The sequence below is a fragment of the Streptomyces sp. Act143 genome, assembly GCF_003143935.1.
In the GTDB taxonomy this organism is placed as follows: Bacteria; Actinomycetota; Actinomycetes; order Streptomycetales; family Streptomycetaceae; genus Streptomyces.
Window position 1 is genome coordinate 4,907,579 of the sequence record NZ_QFRX01000001.1, and the last position, 16,271, is coordinate 4,923,849.

At 70.6% G+C, this 16,271-nt stretch carries 14 protein-coding genes; 7 read left to right on the forward strand and 7 right to left on the reverse strand.

All coding sequences use genetic code 11. From position 1 onward, the window contains the following. The first annotated feature begins 16 nt into the window (after positions 1-16). The 3 genes from DI272_RS22190 to DI272_RS22200 all read left to right on the forward strand — a co-directional run bounded on the left by DI272_RS22190 (position 17) and on the right by DI272_RS22200 (position 2,819). Entirely contained in the window at positions 17-865 is an 849-nt protein-coding gene (locus DI272_RS22190) for an RNA polymerase sigma factor SigF (protein ID WP_109497041.1), read from the forward strand. 313 nt (positions 866-1,178) lie between these two features. Further along, positions 1,179-2,072: an RNA polymerase sigma factor SigF gene (locus DI272_RS22195; protein WP_109497042.1), complete on the forward strand. Its 894-nt coding sequence runs from the start codon at positions 1,179-1,181 to the stop codon at positions 2,070-2,072. A gap of 78 nt (positions 2,073-2,150) precedes the next feature. Further along, on the forward strand, positions 2,151-2,819 hold the full coding sequence (locus DI272_RS22200; RefSeq protein WP_309221666.1) for a hypothetical protein: 669 nt from the start codon (positions 2,151-2,153) through the stop codon (positions 2,817-2,819). A gap of 9 nt (positions 2,820-2,828) precedes the next feature. Here DI272_RS22200 and DI272_RS22205 read toward each other — a convergent pair whose 3' ends face one another. Beyond that, positions 2,829-3,032 carry a hypothetical protein gene (locus DI272_RS22205; RefSeq protein WP_181387278.1) on the reverse strand — a complete coding sequence of 68 codons (204 nt, stop codon included), beginning with the start codon at positions 3,030-3,032 and terminating at the stop codon, positions 2,829-2,831. Between the two features lie 194 nt (positions 3,033-3,226). Between DI272_RS22205 and DI272_RS22210 the strand changes: the two genes are divergently transcribed. From DI272_RS22210 to DI272_RS22225, 4 genes are all read left to right on the forward strand, one after another. Further along, entirely contained in the window at positions 3,227-3,736 is a 510-nt protein-coding gene (locus DI272_RS22210; protein ID WP_109497045.1) for a MarR family winged helix-turn-helix transcriptional regulator, read from the forward strand. A 13-nt stretch (positions 3,737-3,749) separates the two neighbouring features. Next, positions 3,750-6,284 carry an MFS transporter gene (locus DI272_RS22215; RefSeq protein WP_109497046.1) on the forward strand — a complete coding sequence of 845 codons (2,535 nt, stop codon included), beginning with the start codon at positions 3,750-3,752 and terminating at the stop codon, positions 6,282-6,284. A gap of 83 nt (positions 6,285-6,367) precedes the next feature. Then, entirely contained in the window at positions 6,368-7,192 is an 825-nt protein-coding gene (locus DI272_RS22220; RefSeq protein WP_109497047.1) for a YceI family protein, read from the forward strand. A gap of 31 nt (positions 7,193-7,223) precedes the next feature. Beyond that, positions 7,224-7,697 carry a PPOX class F420-dependent oxidoreductase gene (locus DI272_RS22225; RefSeq protein ID WP_109497048.1) on the forward strand — a complete coding sequence of 158 codons (474 nt, stop codon included), beginning with the start codon at positions 7,224-7,226 and terminating at the stop codon, positions 7,695-7,697. Here DI272_RS22225 and DI272_RS22230 read toward each other — a convergent pair. The 6 genes from DI272_RS22230 to DI272_RS22255 form a co-directional block, all read right to left on the reverse strand. Beyond that, positions 7,694-8,467: a TetR/AcrR family transcriptional regulator gene (locus DI272_RS22230; RefSeq protein ID WP_109497049.1), complete on the reverse strand. Its 774-nt coding sequence runs from the start codon at positions 8,465-8,467 to the stop codon at positions 7,694-7,696. The two genes, DI272_RS22225 and DI272_RS22230, sit on opposite strands and share 4 nt — an antisense overlap. Before the next feature lie 35 nt (positions 8,468-8,502). After that, the gene (locus DI272_RS22235) at positions 8,503-9,996 is read right to left on the reverse strand and encodes an MFS transporter (protein ID WP_109500976.1); all 1,494 of its coding nucleotides are present in this window, start codon (positions 9,994-9,996) and stop codon (positions 8,503-8,505) included. 148 nt (positions 9,997-10,144) lie between these two features. After that, positions 10,145-12,289, reverse strand: coding sequence for a glycosyltransferase family 39 protein (locus DI272_RS22240; RefSeq protein ID WP_109497050.1), 2,145 nt, complete (start codon positions 12,287-12,289; stop codon positions 10,145-10,147). After that, on the reverse strand, positions 12,286-13,794 hold the full coding sequence (locus DI272_RS22245) for a bifunctional glycosyltransferase family 2/GtrA family protein (RefSeq protein WP_109497051.1): 1,509 nt from the start codon (positions 13,792-13,794) through the stop codon (positions 12,286-12,288). Before DI272_RS22245 ends, DI272_RS22240 begins: the two co-directional genes overlap by 4 nt. Positions 13,795-13,808: 14 nt before the next feature. Next, positions 13,809-15,437: a HAMP domain-containing sensor histidine kinase gene (locus DI272_RS22250; protein ID WP_109497052.1), complete on the reverse strand. Its 1,629-nt coding sequence runs from the start codon at positions 15,435-15,437 to the stop codon at positions 13,809-13,811. Beyond that, positions 15,434-16,174, reverse strand: coding sequence for a response regulator transcription factor (locus tag DI272_RS22255; RefSeq protein WP_194078854.1), 741 nt, complete (start codon positions 16,172-16,174; stop codon positions 15,434-15,436). Before DI272_RS22255 ends, DI272_RS22250 begins: the two co-directional genes overlap by 4 nt. Positions 16,175-16,271 lie beyond the last annotated feature (97 nt).

Consider the following 16,271-nt stretch of genomic DNA (forward strand, 5'->3'; position numbering starts at 1 on the left):
GTAGACCGATGAAGAGGTGGCGTTGACCGTGTCGGCCAGTACTGCGCCGCCCCAGGAAGAGGCGCCCGTCCAGACCCCGGGCCCCACCGTCCCGCAGCGCAGCCGCGGAGCGGACACCCGGGCGCTCACCCAGGTGCTCTTCGGGCAGCTCAAGGGGCTCCAGCCGGGCACGCCGGAGCACAACCGGGTGCGGGCGGCGCTCATCGAGGCGAACCTCCCGCTCGTGCGCTACGCCGCCGCCCGCTTCCGCTCCCGCAACGAGCCGATGGAGGACGTCGTCCAGGTCGGCACCATCGGGCTCATCAACGCCATCGACCGCTTCGACCCGGACCGGGGTGTGCAGTTCCCGACGTTCGCGATGCCCACGGTCGTCGGCGAGATCAAGCGGTACTTCCGGGACAACGTACGGACCGTGCACGTGCCGCGCCGGCTCCACGAGCTGTGGGTGCAGGTCAACAGCGCGACGGAGGACCTGACCACCGCCTTCGGGCGCACCCCGACCACCGCCGAGATCGCCGAGCGGCTGCGCATCGGCGAGGACGAGGTGCTGTCCTGCATCGAGGCCGGCCGGTCGTACCACGCCACCTCGCTGGAGGCCGCCCAGGAGGGCGACGGACTGCCGGGGCTGCTGGACCGGCTCGGCTACGAGGACCCCGCCCTGGACGGCGTGGAGCACCGCGATCTCGTACGGCACCTGCTGGTGCAACTGCCCGAGCGGGAACAGCGCATCCTGCTGCTGCGGTACTACAGCAATCTCACCCAGTCGCAGATCAGCGCCGAACTCGGCGTCTCCCAGATGCATGTTTCTCGGCTACTCGCGCGTAGCTTCCAGCGGCTGCGGTCAGCCAATCGGATCGACGCATAGCGGGTGCATAAGGGGCGCACGGTCGCACGTTCCGGAACATCGCAGTTCGCAAGCAGGATCGAGGCGTAACCGGCGCGAGCGAATCGCTCACCAGGCCTCTTCCCGACAGTTCTGCGCCAAAAAACCGTCAGACCCCCTTTATCCAGGGCGTATTCGCGTCTCGCATGTCGACATGTCACTACAGCGTGTTGCCGACATGTGACATTCTGCCGGAAGCGCGTTTGCCGGGGCTTCGGCTCCGGTATTCAGGTGAAGGCAAACGTTCTTCGACGGAACGTTCGCCGCGACCGTCCCGCGACCCAGAGGGGGTGGCATGTCCGCAGACCAGGGCAGCTCGAAGGTGCTCACGCTCACGAAGAGCGAGTCCGCGCCCGCGCTCGACGACGTAACCGCTGTCGAGGCCGCGCCGGCCCCGGCCCTCCCGGCTCCCCCGGCCGTCTCCGGAGCCATCGACACCCGCACCCTGTCCCGCTCCCTCTTCCTGCGGCTCGCCGCACTCGACGAGACCAGCCCCGAGCGTGCCTACGTCCGGGACACCCTGATCGAGCTCAACCTCCCGCTGGTGCGCTACGCCGCCGCCCGCTTCCGCTCGCGCAACGAGCCGATGGAGGACATCGTCCAGGTCGGCACCATCGGCCTGATCAAGGCGATCGACCGCTTCGACTGCGAACGAGGCGTGGAGTTCCCGACGTTCGCGATGCCGACGGTGGTCGGCGAGATCAAGCGGTTCTTCCGGGACACCTCGTGGTCGGTGCGGGTCCCGCGCCGCCTCCAGGAGCTGCGCCTCGCCCTCACCAAGGCCAGCGACGAGCTCTCGCAGAAACTCGACCGCTCCCCGACCGTGGCCGAACTCGCCGCCGTCCTCGGGGTGTCGGAGGAGGACGTCGTCGACGGCCTCGCGGTCGGCAACGCCTACACCGCGTCCTCGCTGGACTCACCGGCGCCGGAGGACGACGGCGGCGAGGGCTCCCTCGCGGACCGCCTCGGCTACGAGGACAGCGCCCTGGAGGGCGTCGAGTACCGCGAGTCACTCAAGCCGCTGCTCGCCAAACTGCCGCCCCGTGAACGGCAGATCATCATGCTGCGCTTCTTCGCCAACATGACCCAGTCGCAGATCGGCGAGGAGGTCGGCATCTCCCAGATGCACGTCTCCCGGCTGCTGACCCGGACGCTGGCGCAGCTGCGGGAAGGCCTGATCTCCGACTGACCCCTTCATAATTGACGGGGCGTCAGCCACTATGGCCCGATGCTGCGTACGACATGGACGTATGGCCGTCGAGGTGCCGTGACCGGCGCATCGGCGGCCGTCGTCTGTCTGGGCGTGGCGCTGACCTCGTGCGGGAGCACCGGTGAGGGGCGGGTGGCCGTCGGGGCGGCGGGCGGGCCGTCCGCGTCCGCGGCGGCGAGACCGACGGGGAGCGTCCGGGTGGTGCCGCTGGACGGCGAGCCCACGCCCCGCGCGAGCACGCCGGGCAGCGGCGACTCCCCCGCCCCCGGTGACACTTCGGCACCTGCGGCACCCGCGACGCCGAGCGGCGGCCCGACGGGCGGTGGTCCGATGAGCGGTGCTCCGACGAGCGGCGTCAAGTCCGGTCGTACGGGGTCCGGTTCACCGTCCCCGACGGCCTCCTCCAGCCGTACCACCGCACCCGCCGCCCTCACCTGGGACGACCCGGTGCGGGCGGCCGGAGAGCGGCGGTGGTGCGAGGACGTGACGCTTGTCTTCCACAACTCCGGGGACGCCGCGGTCCGTTCGGGGACCGTCGGGTTCGGGACGCACATCATCGGTGCGCTCGGGGTGGACTGGGGGACCGTCGAGTCGGAGGTGGACCTTCCGGCGCCGATCGCGGGCGGCACGCGGAAGGAGCGGACGTGGACGGTGTGCGTCGAGGCGTGGCGGGTGCCGCTCGGCATGCACGTCGAGACGCGGGACGTCGACGTCCGCTGGACGTGACGTCGGGAGCTACTTGAGCGCCAGCCAGGCCACGGCGGCGACGATCGCCACCGCCACGACGACACCGACGATCAGGCCGAGGCGCGGGCCGGAGGAAGAGGGGGCGGCGGCCGCCTGCTGCCGGCCCTGCGGGCCCTCGTCGACGAACGCGCGGAACATCTGGGTGCTGCCGGCGGGGTCGTAGTTGCCCTGGGGGTCCTGGGTGTTAGCCATGCCCCGAGACACTAGCGAATCCGCCGTGACGGCCCAAGTGCGGGGCAGGGACCGGATACGGCCCCTCTCACATGCGTGTTTACGTTCGCAATACTTGCCTTTGCCAAGTTTTTATGCGCATCCACCCCGTTTTATTTGCCTGTAGCAACCAACCGCTCCTATGGTTGCCCCAAGCAACGAATACGGGAGATGGGATGGCCGGGCAGTCGCAGTACGAGGAGCTGATGCGCCAGTTCAGTGCCTTCGGTGCCGTGAAGCGGGAGATGGGACGGATCCTGCCGTCCGACTGCCCGAGCGGTTCCGCCGCCGTGCTGACGCTGCTCGCCCGTCATGGGGACATGCGCATGAGCAAGCTCTCGGAGCTGCTCGCCGTGGACATGTCGGTGACCAGCCGGCACGCGGCGCACCTCGCCGAGCGGGGCTGGCTCGACCGGTCCCCCGACCCGGCGGACAAGCGCTCCCGCATCCTGCACGTCACCCCGGCGGGCCTGGCCCAGCTGGAGAAACTCTCGCAGCGGACCTGCGAACTGCTGGCCGAGCGGCTCAGCGACTGGAGCGACGACGAAGTGGCCCAGCTGACCGACCTCATGGCCCGGCTCCGGGCGAGCTTCGACGACTGCCGCGGCGCCCCTCACGTATCCGAAGCCGTAGACGTATCCGCGGACGTGTCCGCGCAGACCACCCGTACACCCGCGAACACTTAAGAGAAGGAAGACCATGGCAACGACCACACCAGCCGGTGTGCGGGCTCATGCCAAGCACGGGGGAGGCGCGGAGCACGCCCCCATGACGCACCGGCAGATCATGGAGGCGCTCTCCGGGCTGCTGCTCGGGATGTTCGTGGCGATCCTGTCGTCGACGATCGTCTCGAACGCCCTCCCGGAGATCATCGGTGACCTCGGCGGCGGCCAGTCCGCCTACACCTGGGTCGTCACCGCCGCGCTGCTGTCGATGACGGCCTCCACCCCCCTGTGGGGCAAGCTCGCCGACCTCTACAGCAAGAAGGCGCTCGTCCAGATAGCGCTGGTCGTCTATGTGCTGGGATCGGCCGCGGCCGGACTCTCCCAGAACGCCGGCATGCTGATCACCTTCCGGGTGGTGCAGGGCATCGGCGTTGGCGGTCTGTCCGCCCTGGCGCAGATCGTGATGGCGGCGATGATCTCGCCGCGCGAGCGCGGCCGCTACTCCGGCTACCTCGGCGCCACCTTCGCCGTCGCCACCGTCGGCGGCCCGCTGCTCGGCGGCGTCATCACCGACACCTCCTGGCTCGGCTGGCGCTGGTGCTTCTACGTCGGTGTGCCCTTCGCCGTGATCGCGCTGATCGTGCTCCAGAAGACCCTGCACCTGCCGGTCGTGAAGCGGGACGTGAAGGTCGACTGGGCCGGTGCGTTCTTCGTCGCGGCGGCGGTCTCGCTGCTGCTGATCTGGGTCACCTTCGCCGGTGACAAGTACGACTGGGTGTCCTGGCAGACCTACGCGATGGTCGGCGGCTCGATCGCGCTCGCCCTGATCTTCGTGCTCGTGGAGTCCAGGGCCGCCGAGCCGCTCATCCCGCTGCGGCTGTTCCGCAACCGCACCATCACCCTGTCGTCGATCGCCTCGATGTTCGTCGGCACCGCGATGTTCTCCGGCACGGTCTTCTTCGCCCAGTACTTCCAGCTGGCCCGCGACGAGTCGCCGACCATGTCCGGCGTGCTGACCATCCCGATGATCGGCGGGCTGTTCGTCTCCTCCACCGTCTCCGGGCAGTTCATCACCCGCACCGGCCGCTGGAAGGCCTGGCTGGTCAGCGGTGGCGTGCTCATCACGGCGGGCCTCGGCCTGCTGGGCACCATCCGCTACGACACGGACTACTGGAAGACCGCGATCTTCATGGCCCTGCTGGGGCTGGGCATCGGCATGATGATGCAGAACCTGGTGCTGTGCACGCAGAACCAGGTCGAGCCCAAGGACCTCGGCTCGGCGTCCTCCACGGTCACCTTCTTCCGGTCCCTCGGCGGTGCGATGGGCGTCTCGGTGCTCGGTGCCGTGATGGCCAACAAGATCACCGACTACGTCAAGGACGGCCTGACCGACCTCGGCCCCAAGTACGCCTCCCTCGCCTCCGGTTCGAGCGGCTCCAGCGAGATCCCGGACATGGACAAGCTGCCGGCGCCGCTTCGCACGGTCATGGAGAGCGCGTACGGCCACGGCATCGCGGACGTGTTCCTGATCGCCGCCGGTCTGGCCGCGGTCGCCTTCCTGATCTCGCTGTTCATCAAGGAGGTTCCGCTGCGGACGAAGGGCGCGATGGCCCAGGAGGCCGCTCCGGCCACCGAGGAGACCGTGGCCCCGGCTGACGAGGAGGCCGCGGCTCCGGCCGCCGCCGAGGCCGTCGCCGAGGAGCGCGTTCCCAGCTGGGCCGTCGCCGCCGAGACGCAGCCCGCCGCCACCGACGGCGGCACGCAGAGGCTCGCCGCCGTCGCCACCGTCGAGGCGCCCGCCGCCGGCGGCGGCATCCCGGTCCGCGGTCACGTCCGCGGCGCCGAGTCCGCGCCCGTGCCGCAGGCCGCGGTCACGCTGATCTCGCTCGCGGGACGGCAGCTGGGCCGGTCGGTGACGCAGGCGGACGGTTCGTACGGTCTGGAGGCGCCGAGCGTCGGGTCGTACGTCCTGATCGCCTCCGCGGACGGCTTCCAGCCGCAGGCGTCCACCGTCGTGGTCAACGGCGAGCCGGTGGCCTACGACATCCTGCTCAGCGGCACCAGCGGGCTGAGCGGTGTCGTGCGGGCCTCGGACGGCGCCCTGCCGGTGAAGGACGCCATGGTGATCGTCACCGATGTGCGCGGTGATCTGCTGGCCACCGGGACCACCGGTGAGCAGGGCGAGTTCGGCTTCGCCGAGCTGGTGCCGGGCGCCGTGACCGTCGCGGTGAACGCCGCCGGGTACCGGCCGCGCGCGCTGCCCGTCGAGGTCGGCGGCACCGGCGTCACCCGCGTCGAGGTGGAGCTGGACTCCGGCGCCCAGGTCCAGGGCGTCGTACGAGCGCCGCACGGTCCGCTGGCCGACGCACGGGTGACCCTCGTGGACGCGGCCGGGAACGTGGTCGGCACCGCCACCACCGGGTCGGACGGGGCGTATGCCTTCACCGACCTGGACGGCGGCGAGTACACGGTCATCGCGACGGGCTACCCGCCGGTCGCGACGGCCCTGACGGTGGCCGGCCGGGGGACGGACGGCCACGACATCGAGCTCGCGCACCCCGGCGAGTGAGGCACTGAGAAACCCCGGCCCGTGGGGCGCGTCCCGAGCGGAGGCGTGCCCCACGGGCCGGTTTCCTGCGAGGAGTTGTTGAGATGGGACTGACCGCGAGGATCCGTACCCGGGACGGATGGGCCGTGTCGCACGCGGTCGTCACGGTGACCGACATGACCGGCACCCAGGTGCTGCGCGTGGAGGCCGACGAGGAGGGCGCGGTACGCGACCCCGAGCCGCTGCCGCCCGGGGCGTACACCGTCATCGTCACGGCCGTCGGCTACGCGCCCGCGGCGTCGAGCGCGATCGTCACCGCGAGCGGCCGGGCAGAGGTCGGCACCGTCACCCTGGCCCGCCAGGGCGGTACCGAACTGCCGCCGCCGGGACCGTGGACCGTCGACCCGGCGCACTCCAGTGTCGGCGCGGTGGCCCAGCACCTGGGCATCTCCAGCGTGCACGGCCGCTTCACGGACTTCTCCGGCACGATCGAGATCGCGCCGGACGACGTCACCAAGTCCCGGGTGGAGGCGGTGATCCGGGCCGCCTCGATCGACACGGGCAACGCCATGCGCGACGGGCACCTGCGGTCGGCGGACTTCCTGGACGTCGAGGTGCACCCCGAGATCACCTACCGGTCCACCGGGATCTCGGTCGCCGGGGCCGACCGCTGGACCGTGCACGGGGAGCTGGGCATGCACGGTGTCGTACGGCCCGTCGACCTGGACCTCGCCTACCTCGGCACCGGAGCCGACCCGTGGGGCGGGACGCGGGCGGCGTTCCGGGCGACGACCGAGCTGCGGCGGGAGGACTTCGCCATGCACTACAACCAGGTCGTGCAGGCGGGCATCGCGGCGATCGGTACGACGCTGCGGGTGGAGCTCGACATTCAGGCGGTGCAAGGGGAATCGCTGCCTGCGCAGGGCTAGGCGGGGACACGGCGGGCCTAGGCTGGGCGTCATGGCACCGAACATCGCTACCAACACCCGGGTATCCCTCGACGAGTTGCTGGACTTCGTACGGCCCCGACACCGGGCTCTGCTGCTCACGCGGCGGAATGACGGCGGCCCGCAGGCGTCTCCGCTGACCTGCGGGGTCGACGACTCGGGGCGGATCGTCGTCTCGACCTACCCCGAGCGGGCCAAGACGCGGAACGCCAAGCGGGACGAGCGGGTGAGCGTCGTCGTGCTGAGCGACGACTGGAACGGGCCGTGGGTGCAGATCGACGGAACCGCCGAGGTCGTCGACTCCCCCGACTCCGTCGAGCCACTCGTGGAGTACTACCGGAACATCGCCGGGGAGCACCCGGACTGGGACGAGTACCGGGCGGCGATGCTGAAGCAGGGGAAGTCGATCATCCGGATCACGCCGGAGAAGTGGGGACCGGTGGCCACCGGCGGGTTCCCGGCGCGGCTGGTCTCCCCGGAGGCCTAAGCCGTACCGCCCGCCTTCTGCACCATCGCCTCGATCCCCGCGATCAGCAGGTCCAGGGCGAAGTCGAAGTCCCGCTCCCACATCTCCTCGACCGTGTCGCCGCCCCGCGCCGCCATGATGTCCTTGGCCTCCTCGACGAGGTCGGCGGTCTGCGGGGCCTGGCTCACCGCGCTCATCGCGTCCCGGAAGTACTCGTCCGGGGTCATGCCGACCTGCGCGGAACGGGCGTTGAACTGGCCCTCGATCGTGCCGAAGCCGTACACGAACTGGAAGACCGCGGAGATGGCCGCCGCCAGGCCGTGCGCGGGCAGGCCGGTGCGGCGGATGACGCCGTGGATGACCCGGGAGGAGGCCAGGCTGTTCGGGCCGATGTTGAGGAAGGTGCCGACCAGCGGGGAGATCCAGGGGTGCCGCACCAGGAGGGAACGGTAGCCCCGGGCCAGGGTGCGGAGCTGGTCCCGCCAGTCCTCGCCGTCCGCCTCCGGGTCGGGCAGGTCCAGTTCGCCGTAGATGGCGTCGAGGGCGAGTTCGAGGAGGTCATCCTTGGTGTCGACGTACCAGTAGACGGACATCGCGGTGACGTTCAGCTCGGCGGCGAGACGGCGCATGGAGAACTTGGCCAGTCCCTCGCCGTCGAGGAGCCGGACGGTGGCCGAGGTGATGCGGTCCCGGTCGAGTCCGGAGGGCTGACCACCGCCCCGGCTGCCGCGCCGTGCCTTGCCTTCGAGCCACACACTGGTACGCGCCGCCCGCTGCCCCGCCTCCACCATGGCGCACCTTCCTAGGTCTGATGATCCCGATCAGCCTAAACGGCCCCCTGGGCGCTCTCTCCCCGCTCAGCCCTCCGCAGCAACGCGGCAGCGACAAGTCCTCCCGCCAACACCGCAACCGCCCCCACCAGCAAACTGCTCTCCAGCCCGGAAGAGAACGCCTCCGTGATGCGCGCCTTCTCCCCGGCCGACCCCGCCTCGGCCAACGCCGCCGGCAGTGAGGACGCCGCCACCGGAATCAGCGCGGCGAACCGCGAGCTCAGCACAGCGCCCAGCACCGCGACCCCGAGCCCCTGCCCGAACTCCGCCACCGTCCCGTTGATCCCGGCCCCGATGCCCGCCTTCTCCGGCGGGATCGAGCTCATGATGGCGTGGGCCATCGCCGGGTTGGCGATCGCCGCCCCCGCCCCGATGAGCAGCAGGCCGAGCAGCGTCCCGGCGTAGCCGCCGGAGGCGACCGTCGCGATGGACACCAGGCCGGCCGCCATCAGCACCATGCCCAGTCCGATCGCGGCCGGGTTCCCCAGCTTCGTCGCCCATGCCGCCGCCAGGCCGGAGAAGTTGAGGACGACGATCGACAGGGCGAGCGGCGCCGTGCGCAGGCCGGCCTCCAAGGGGCCGTAGCCGAGGACGAACTGCATGTGCTGGGTGAGCAGGAAGAGCGAGCCGCCCATGCCGAAGGTGATGAGCACCGCGCCGGCGATGGCGCCCGTGAAGCGGCGGTTCTTGAAGAAGTGCAGGTCGAGCATGGGGTGTTCGATACGGCTCTCCCACCACGCGAACCCGGCCAGGACGGCTGCCGCGACGGCCGCGGTCAGCAGTACCCGGCCCGAGGTCCAGCCGTGTTCGGGGCCGGAGATGATCGCGAAGACGAGGGACGCCATGCCGATCGTCGACAGCAGCGCGCCGAGCAGGTCCGGGCGGTCGCCGCGCGGGTTCTTGGACTCGGGGACCAGCGTCACCGCCGCGGCCAGGCCCACCGCCGCGACCGGCAGGTTGATCAGGAAGATCGCGCCCCACCAGAAGTGGTCCAGCATGAAGCCGCCGAGCAGCGGCCCGCAGGCGAAGCCGAGGGCGTTGACCGCGGCCCAGATGCCGATGGCCTTGGCGTGCTCCTCGGGCGCGAAGATCTGCATCACCACGGCGAGGGTGGTGGTCAGCAGCAGCGCGCCGCCGACCCCCATACCGGCCCGCGCGGCGATCAACTGCCCCGTGCTGTCGGCCAGTCCGGCGATGAGTGAGCCGAGGCCGAACAGGCTCAGACCGGCTGTCAGCATCTTCTTGCGGCCGTAGCGGTCGGCGGCGCTGCCCGCGGTGAGCAGCAGCCCGGACTGCACCAGGGAGTAGGCGTTGATCATCCACTGGATGTCCGAGGTGGCCGCGCCCAGTTCCCGGGTGAGCGAGGGGATCGCGACGTTCAGCACGGTGTTGTCGAGGACGACGGTGAGCTGGGCGAGACAGATGACACCGAGGATGAGCCAGCGCTGGGGGTGGCCCTGAGCGACGGTGACCGGCGTGGAGGCGGACATGCTGTACACCGTAGAACAGTTCCTATACGGCGTACAACGCGATTTTTCGTCGTACGACGAGGAGGGCTCGTCGCACGACGAAGAGGGCTCGTCGTACGACGAAGAGGGCGGCGACCGCCGTGGTCGCCGCCCTCCCTCGTGCGTTACGTCAGCTGCTCGCCTTCTGCGTCAGGTCGTAGAAGGTGGACGAACCCACCGTCACCTTCTTGAAGTTGGCCTCGACCCATGAGGTGATCTGCGAGGACGTGCCGGTGCTGCTGCCGCCCATGCCGCCGCCGGAACCGGACGAGATGAAGTAGTGGATCCTGCCGTCCTCGACGTACTGCTTGAACTGGGCCAGCGTCGGGGACGGGTCGGTGCCGTTGAAGCCGCCGATCGCCATCACCGGGTCGCCGGTGGACAGCTGGTAGCTCGCCGCGTTCTGGGCGCCGATGGCCGCCGCGACCCACGTGTAGTCGCCCGAGTCGGTCTCCAGCAGCTTCTTGGCCTCCTCGGAGACGGTCGCGCCGTTCAGCAGCCCGCCGACGCCACCACCGCCGCCTTCGCCGCCCATGCCGCCTGGCATGCCGTCGTTCTGCTGGTTCTGGGTGCTGCCGTTGCCGTTCTGCTGGTTCTGGCCCGGCATGCCGCCGCCCGGGAAGCCGTTGCCCGGCCCGCCGTTCTGCTGGCCCTGCTGGCCCTGCTGGCCCTGTCGGCTGTTCTGGCCGCCGCCCGGGAAGCCGCCGCCACCGGGACCGCCGCCCCGGCCGCCGCCCATGCCCATGCTCGCGCCCGCCGGACCGGCCGTCACGATGGAGCCGGTGTGGCCCTCCTGGAGCGTGCTGACGGTGTACGCGGTCGGACCGGCGAGGGCGGCCACCAGGCCCAGGGACGCCGCCGCGAGGGCGAGCTGCCGGTTGAGCCGGCCCGCGAAGATCAAGCCGAGCGCGGCGACCAGACCGCCGACGAGGACCAGCCACTTCAGCCAGGGCAGGTAGTCGGGGGTGCGGTTGAGGAGGACGTACCCCCAGGCCGCCGCCGCCACGACCGAGGCCGCGAGGGTGATCGACGCCCACGTCTCGGCGCGCTTCTCCCACAGCAGGCCCGCGCCCATGCCGATCACGGCCGCCAGGTAGGGGGCGAGGGCCACGGTGTAGTACTGGTGGAAGATGCCCGCCATGTAGCTGAAGACGATCGTGGTGATGAGCAGCGAGCCGCCCCAGACCAGGAACGAACCGCGGGTCACGGACGTCCTGCGGGCCTTCCGCGTCGCCCACACTCCCGCGACCAGCAGGATCAGGGCCGCCGGGAGCAGCCAGGAGATCTGGCCGCCGATCTCGGAGTTGAACATCCGGTCCCAGCCGGTCTCGCCCCACTGGCCGCCGCTGTTGCCGCCACCGCCGCCGACGCTGCCGGTCTCCTCGCCGTTCAGGCGGCCGAGGCCGTTGTAGCCGAAGGTCAGTTCCAGGAAGGAGTTGTTCTGGGAGCCGCCGATGTAGGGGCGGGAGGCCGCCGGCCACAGCTCGACGATCGCCACCCACCAGCCGCCGGAGAGGACGAGGGCGCCGGTCGCGGCGGCCAGCTGGCCGAACCGCTTCTTCAGCGACACCGGCGCGCAGACCGCGTAGACGATCGCGAGCGGCGGCAGGATCAGGAAGGCCTGGAGCGTCTTGGCGAGGAAGGCGAAGCCGATCGCCACGCCCGCCCACACCAGCCACTTCGTGCGGCCGTCCTCCAGGGCCCGCACGACGAGGTGGCAGGCGACCGCCATCAGCAGGGCCAGCATCGCGTCGGGGTTGTTGAACCGGAACATCAGCGCCGCGACGGGGGTGAGCGCGAGCGTCGCGCCCGCGATCAGACCGGCCGCGGGGCTGAAGCGGCGGCGCACGGAGGCGTGGACGACGGCGACCGTGCCGACGCCCATGAGGACCTCGGGCATCAGGATCGCCCAGGAGCTGAGGCCGAAGATCCGCACCGACAGGGCCATCGGCCACAGCGAGGCCGGGGGCTTGTCGACGGTGATCGCGTTGGCCGCGTCCAGCGAGCCGAAGAAGAACGCCTTCCAGGACTGGCTGCCGGCCTGCACGGCCGCGGAGTAGAAGGAGTTGGCGTAGCCGGAGGAGCTCAGGTTGTAGAAGTACAGCACCGCGGTCGCGAGCAGCAGGGCCCAGAAGGCCGGGCGCGCCCAGCGGGGGTCCTCGGGCCGGCCGCGCCAGAGTCTGCGCAGGAACGGCTGCTGGGGCTCACCGGCGTCGGGAGCGGGCGGGGCCGGGGGAGCCGAGGGCTCCTGCACGGCCGTACTGGCGATGGTCATCGGGCGTCCCTCGGGTCGGTGTCGGCCGGGCGCACCGGCTGCAGCTGCATGGTGGCGTCCGCCCAGGTGCGGTCCGCGGCTTCACCGGCGCGGAACTGGTCATGGTGGTCGTGGTGGTCGTGGTGGTCGTCGTGGTCGGCGTGGTCGGCGTGGTCGGCGTGGTCGGCGTACGAGAAGTGGTTGCCGCCCGCGCGCACCGGCAGCGGTGGGTGGGGAGGCTGCTGTGGGGCGGGGGCGGGCGTGTGGCCCGCCACCACCGTCGACTCGCGGCGCTCGGGGAACACCCAGGCGCGGAAGAGCAGGAAGCGCAGGACCGTGGCCGCGAGGTTGGCGGCGATCAGGACCGCCAGCTCGGTGGAGTGGGCGGGGTCGCTGCTGGCCGCGTTGAGGGCGGCGAGGGAACCGCTGGTCAGGGCGAGGCCGATGCCGAAGACGACGAGGCCCTGGGCCTGGTGGCGGACGGCGCCGCCCCGGCCGCGCACTCCGAAGGTGAGCCTCCGGTTGGCCGCCGTGTTGGCGACGGCGGAGACCAGCAGCGCGAGCGCGTTGGCGACCTGCGAGCCGGAGAAGGTGCGGAAACCGCTGTAGAGCAGGAGGTAGAAGAGCGTCGACAGGCCACCGACGACACAGAACCCGACGAGCTGGCGGGCCAGCCCCTTCGGTACGTCCTTGATCTCGCGGTCGCGCGGGTCGTCGCCGAAGGGACGCGCGATCCGGTCCAGCGGCAGCGAGCCGGAGGCCAGCGCCTTGCCCACCCGCCACACCCCCTTCAGGTCGTCGGTCGCCGTCCTGACGATGTGGACGGTGGAGTCGGGGTCGTCGACCCAGTCGACGGGCACTTCGTGGATACGCAGTCCCGCGCGCTCGGCGATGACGAGCATCTCGGTGTCGAAGAACCAGCCGGTGTCCTCGACCATCGGCAGCAGCACCTGCGCCACATCACGCCGGATGGCCTTGAAGCCGCACTGCGCGTCCGAGAAGCGGGCCTGGAGCGAGCCGCGCAGGATGAGGTTGTACGAGCGGCTGATGAACTCCCGCTTGGGGCCGCGCACCACGCGCGAGGAGCGGGCGAGCCGCGATCCGATGGCCAGGTCGGAGTGGCCCGAGATCAGCGGGGCCACCAGCGGGAGCAGGGCGTTGAGGTCGGTGGACAGGTCCACGTCCATGTAGGCGAGGACCGGCGCGTCCGAGGCGGACCACACGGTGCGCAGGGCGCGCCCGCGCCCCTTCTGCTCCAGTCGGAAGGTCCGGACCTCCGGAATCTCCGCCTCCAGCCGTTGGGACACCTGGGGGGTGGTGTCCGTCGACGCGTTGTCCGCGATCGTGATGCGGAACGCGTACGGGAAGGTGCGCGAGAGGTGCTCGTGCAGTCTCCGCACACACGGCTGGAGGTCCTTCTCCTCGTTGTAGACGGGGATCACTACGTCCAGGACAGGCGTACCGGCGTGTCCGGCCGGGAGGTGCTCCCGCGCCGGCAGGGTGCCGGGAGAAGGGTCGGTTCGCATGGGACCGACTCTGGTCAAGTGCCCTGTTGCACCCATGTGCTGGCACTGTGCTGTACCTGTGAGTGCGATTGCCAGTTCGTTTCGGGCGCCGGGCGGGGCATCACGGGGGTGAGCGCGGGGAGGTGGACGGTGAACACGGTCCGCCCCGGAACGCTGTCCACGGTCACGGCACCGCCGTGCGCGGTCGCCACGGCCTGCACGATGGCGAGCCCGAGCCCGGTCGACCCGGAGGCCCGGGAACGCGACGAGTCGCCGCGCGCGAACCTCTCGAAGACACGCGGCAGCAGATCCGGCGGGATGCCCTGGCCGTTGTCCTCGACGTCCACGCACATCCAGGGACCGCGCCGCTGGATGCGGGCGGTGATGGTGGTGCCGGGCTCCGTGTGCTTACGGGCATTTCCGAGCAGGTTGATGAGCACCTGCTGGAGGCGGGCGGCATCGCCCGACACGAGAGCGGGTTCGTCGGGCAGATCGAGCCGCCAGTTGTGTTCCATGCCGGCGGCGCGGGTGTCGCTGATGGTGTCCACGACGAGGGGGATGAGGTCGGTCTGCTCGAACTGAAGCGGCCGGCCGGCATCGAGCCGCGCGAGCAGCAGCAGATCCTCCACCAGCAACGTCATACGCCCCGCCTCGGACTCGATGCGTCCGAGCGCGTGGCGGGTGTCGGGGCCGATCTGCTCTCTGCCGCGTCTGGTCAGCTCGGCGTAGCCGCGGATGGAGGCGAGGGGGGTTCTGAGTTCATGGCTGGCGTCGGCGACGAACTGCCGGACGCGCATCTCGCTCTGCTGGCGGGCGTGAAGAGCGCCGTGGACGTGATCGAGCATCCGGTTGAGGGAGGCACCGACCTTGCCGACCTCGGTGTCCGGGTCGCACTCCGACTCCGGGACCCGCTCGCTGAGGTTCACCTCGCCGGTGTGGAGGGGCAGTTCGGAGACCCGGGCCGCGGTCGCGGCGACGCGGCGCAGGGGGCGGGTGGCGACGCCGACGATGACGGTGCCGGCGATACCGGCCGCGATGAGACCGGCGGCGGTGACGCTGGCTTCTACGGCTATGAGGGTGTTGAGGGTGTTGTTGACGCCGGTGGTGGGGATGGCGACGTAGTAGCTGTTGCCGGCGTCTGTGGTCTTGAACACGACGCGGTACTCACCGAGGCCGGGGAGATCGACGGTGTGCTCGCCGTCATCCTGGGAGACCTCGTTCAGCGCCGCCTGCGCGGCCTCGCTGACGCTCTCGGCCTTCATCCCGCTGATGTCGGTGTTGTCCTCGTCCTTCTCACCGACCCGGGCATCGGTGATGCTGCCGTGCACGACCTTGGCGATGATCGTGCCCTCCGGCTGCGGGCCACGCTTGACGAAGTCGTCGAGGCTGAGGCTGTTCAACTGGGAGCTCTGGGGAACGGCAGCACCGCCCTTGTCTCCCTCGCCGGGCGGCTTGGTGCCCATGTACACGCGCGCCGAGACGTCACCCAGCTGCTTGTCCAACTGCTCGTACAGATGTGACCGCAGCGCCAATGTCGTCACGGTCCCGATCACCGCACACACCACGGCGACCAGCACCACCGACGCGACGACGAGCCGCGCCCGCAGGGTACGCGGCTTGCCCAGTCGCTTCCTCTGCGGACGCGGCCGTCGTCGTCCGCTCATGACGCCGCGGGCTTGATCAGGTAACCGGCACCGCGCCGGGTGTGGATCATCGGCTCGCGACCGGCGTCGATCTTGCGCCGGAGGTACGAGATGTAGAGCTCGACGACATTGGCCTGGCCGCCGAAGTCGTAGGACCACACGCGGTCGAGGATCTGTGCCTTGCTGAGCACGCGCCGCGGATTGCGCATCAGGAAGCGCAGCAGCTCGAACTCGGTGGCCGTGAGGTGGATGGACTCCCCGGCCCGCGAGACCTCGTGACTGTCCTCGTCGAGGGTGAGGTCACCGACGACCAGCACGGAGTCCGAGCGCCGGTCGGCGGCACCGGAGCGTCGTATGAGCCCCCGCAGCCGGGCCACGACCTCTTCGAGGCTGAACGGCTTGGTGACGTAGTCGTCGCCGCCGGCGGTGAGGCCGGCGATACGGTCCTCGACGGCGTCCTTCGCGGTCAGGAACAGCACCGGAACGTCCGGCAACTCACGCCGCAGGCGCCCCAGGACGGTCAGCCCGTCCATGTCGGGCAGCATCATGTCGAGAACGACGGCGTCGGGCCGGAACTCCCGGGCGGTCTGGATGGCGCCCGTGCCGTCTCCCGCGCTCCGGATCTGCCATCCCTCATAGCGCAGGGCCATGGACAGCAGCTCGGTGATCGACAGCTCGTCGTCCACCACAAGCACTCGGACGGGGCTCCCGTCCGGCCTCAGCAGTTCGGTGCGCCCCTGGGGCGAGGTCGTGGTCATGGTGGACACACTGTCTGCACCCTCTGAGAGCACCCTTTCGGCAACCTGTGATTTTCCTGAGAAACCCACAGGGACCTCTCAGGGAATCCCTGGGGAG

Coding starts and splice junctions, on each gene's coding strand:
- DI272_RS22195 (WP_109497042.1), top strand. CDS start 1,179: ATGTCCGCAGACCAGGGCAGCTCGAAGGTGCTCACGCTCACGAAGAGC.
- DI272_RS22205 (WP_181387278.1), bottom strand. CDS start 3,032: ATGGCTAACACCCAGGACCCCCAGGGCAACTACGACCCCGCCGGCAGC.
- DI272_RS22210 (WP_109497045.1), top strand. CDS start 3,227: ATGGCCGGGCAGTCGCAGTACGAGGAGCTGATGCGCCAGTTCAGTGCC.
- DI272_RS22215 (WP_109497046.1), top strand. CDS start 3,750: ATGGCAACGACCACACCAGCCGGTGTGCGGGCTCATGCCAAGCACGGG.
- DI272_RS22220 (WP_109497047.1), top strand. CDS start 6,368: ATGGGACTGACCGCGAGGATCCGTACCCGGGACGGATGGGCCGTGTCG.
- DI272_RS22225 (WP_109497048.1), top strand. CDS start 7,224: ATGGCACCGAACATCGCTACCAACACCCGGGTATCCCTCGACGAGTTG.
- DI272_RS22230 (WP_109497049.1), bottom strand. CDS start 8,467: ATGGTGGAGGCGGGGCAGCGGGCGGCGCGTACCAGTGTGTGGCTCGAA.
- DI272_RS22235 (WP_109500976.1), bottom strand. CDS start 9,996: ATGTCCGCCTCCACGCCGGTCACCGTCGCTCAGGGCCACCCCCAGCGC.
- DI272_RS22240 (WP_109497050.1), bottom strand. CDS start 12,289: ATGACCATCGCCAGTACGGCCGTGCAGGAGCCCTCGGCTCCCCCGGCC.
- DI272_RS22245 (WP_109497051.1), bottom strand. CDS start 13,794: ATGCGAACCGACCCTTCTCCCGGCACCCTGCCGGCGCGGGAGCACCTC.
- DI272_RS22250 (WP_109497052.1), bottom strand. CDS start 15,437: ATGAGCGGACGACGACGGCCGCGTCCGCAGAGGAAGCGACTGGGCAAG.
- DI272_RS22255 (WP_194078854.1), bottom strand. CDS start 16,174: ATGACCACGACCTCGCCCCAGGGGCGCACCGAACTGCTGAGGCCGGAC.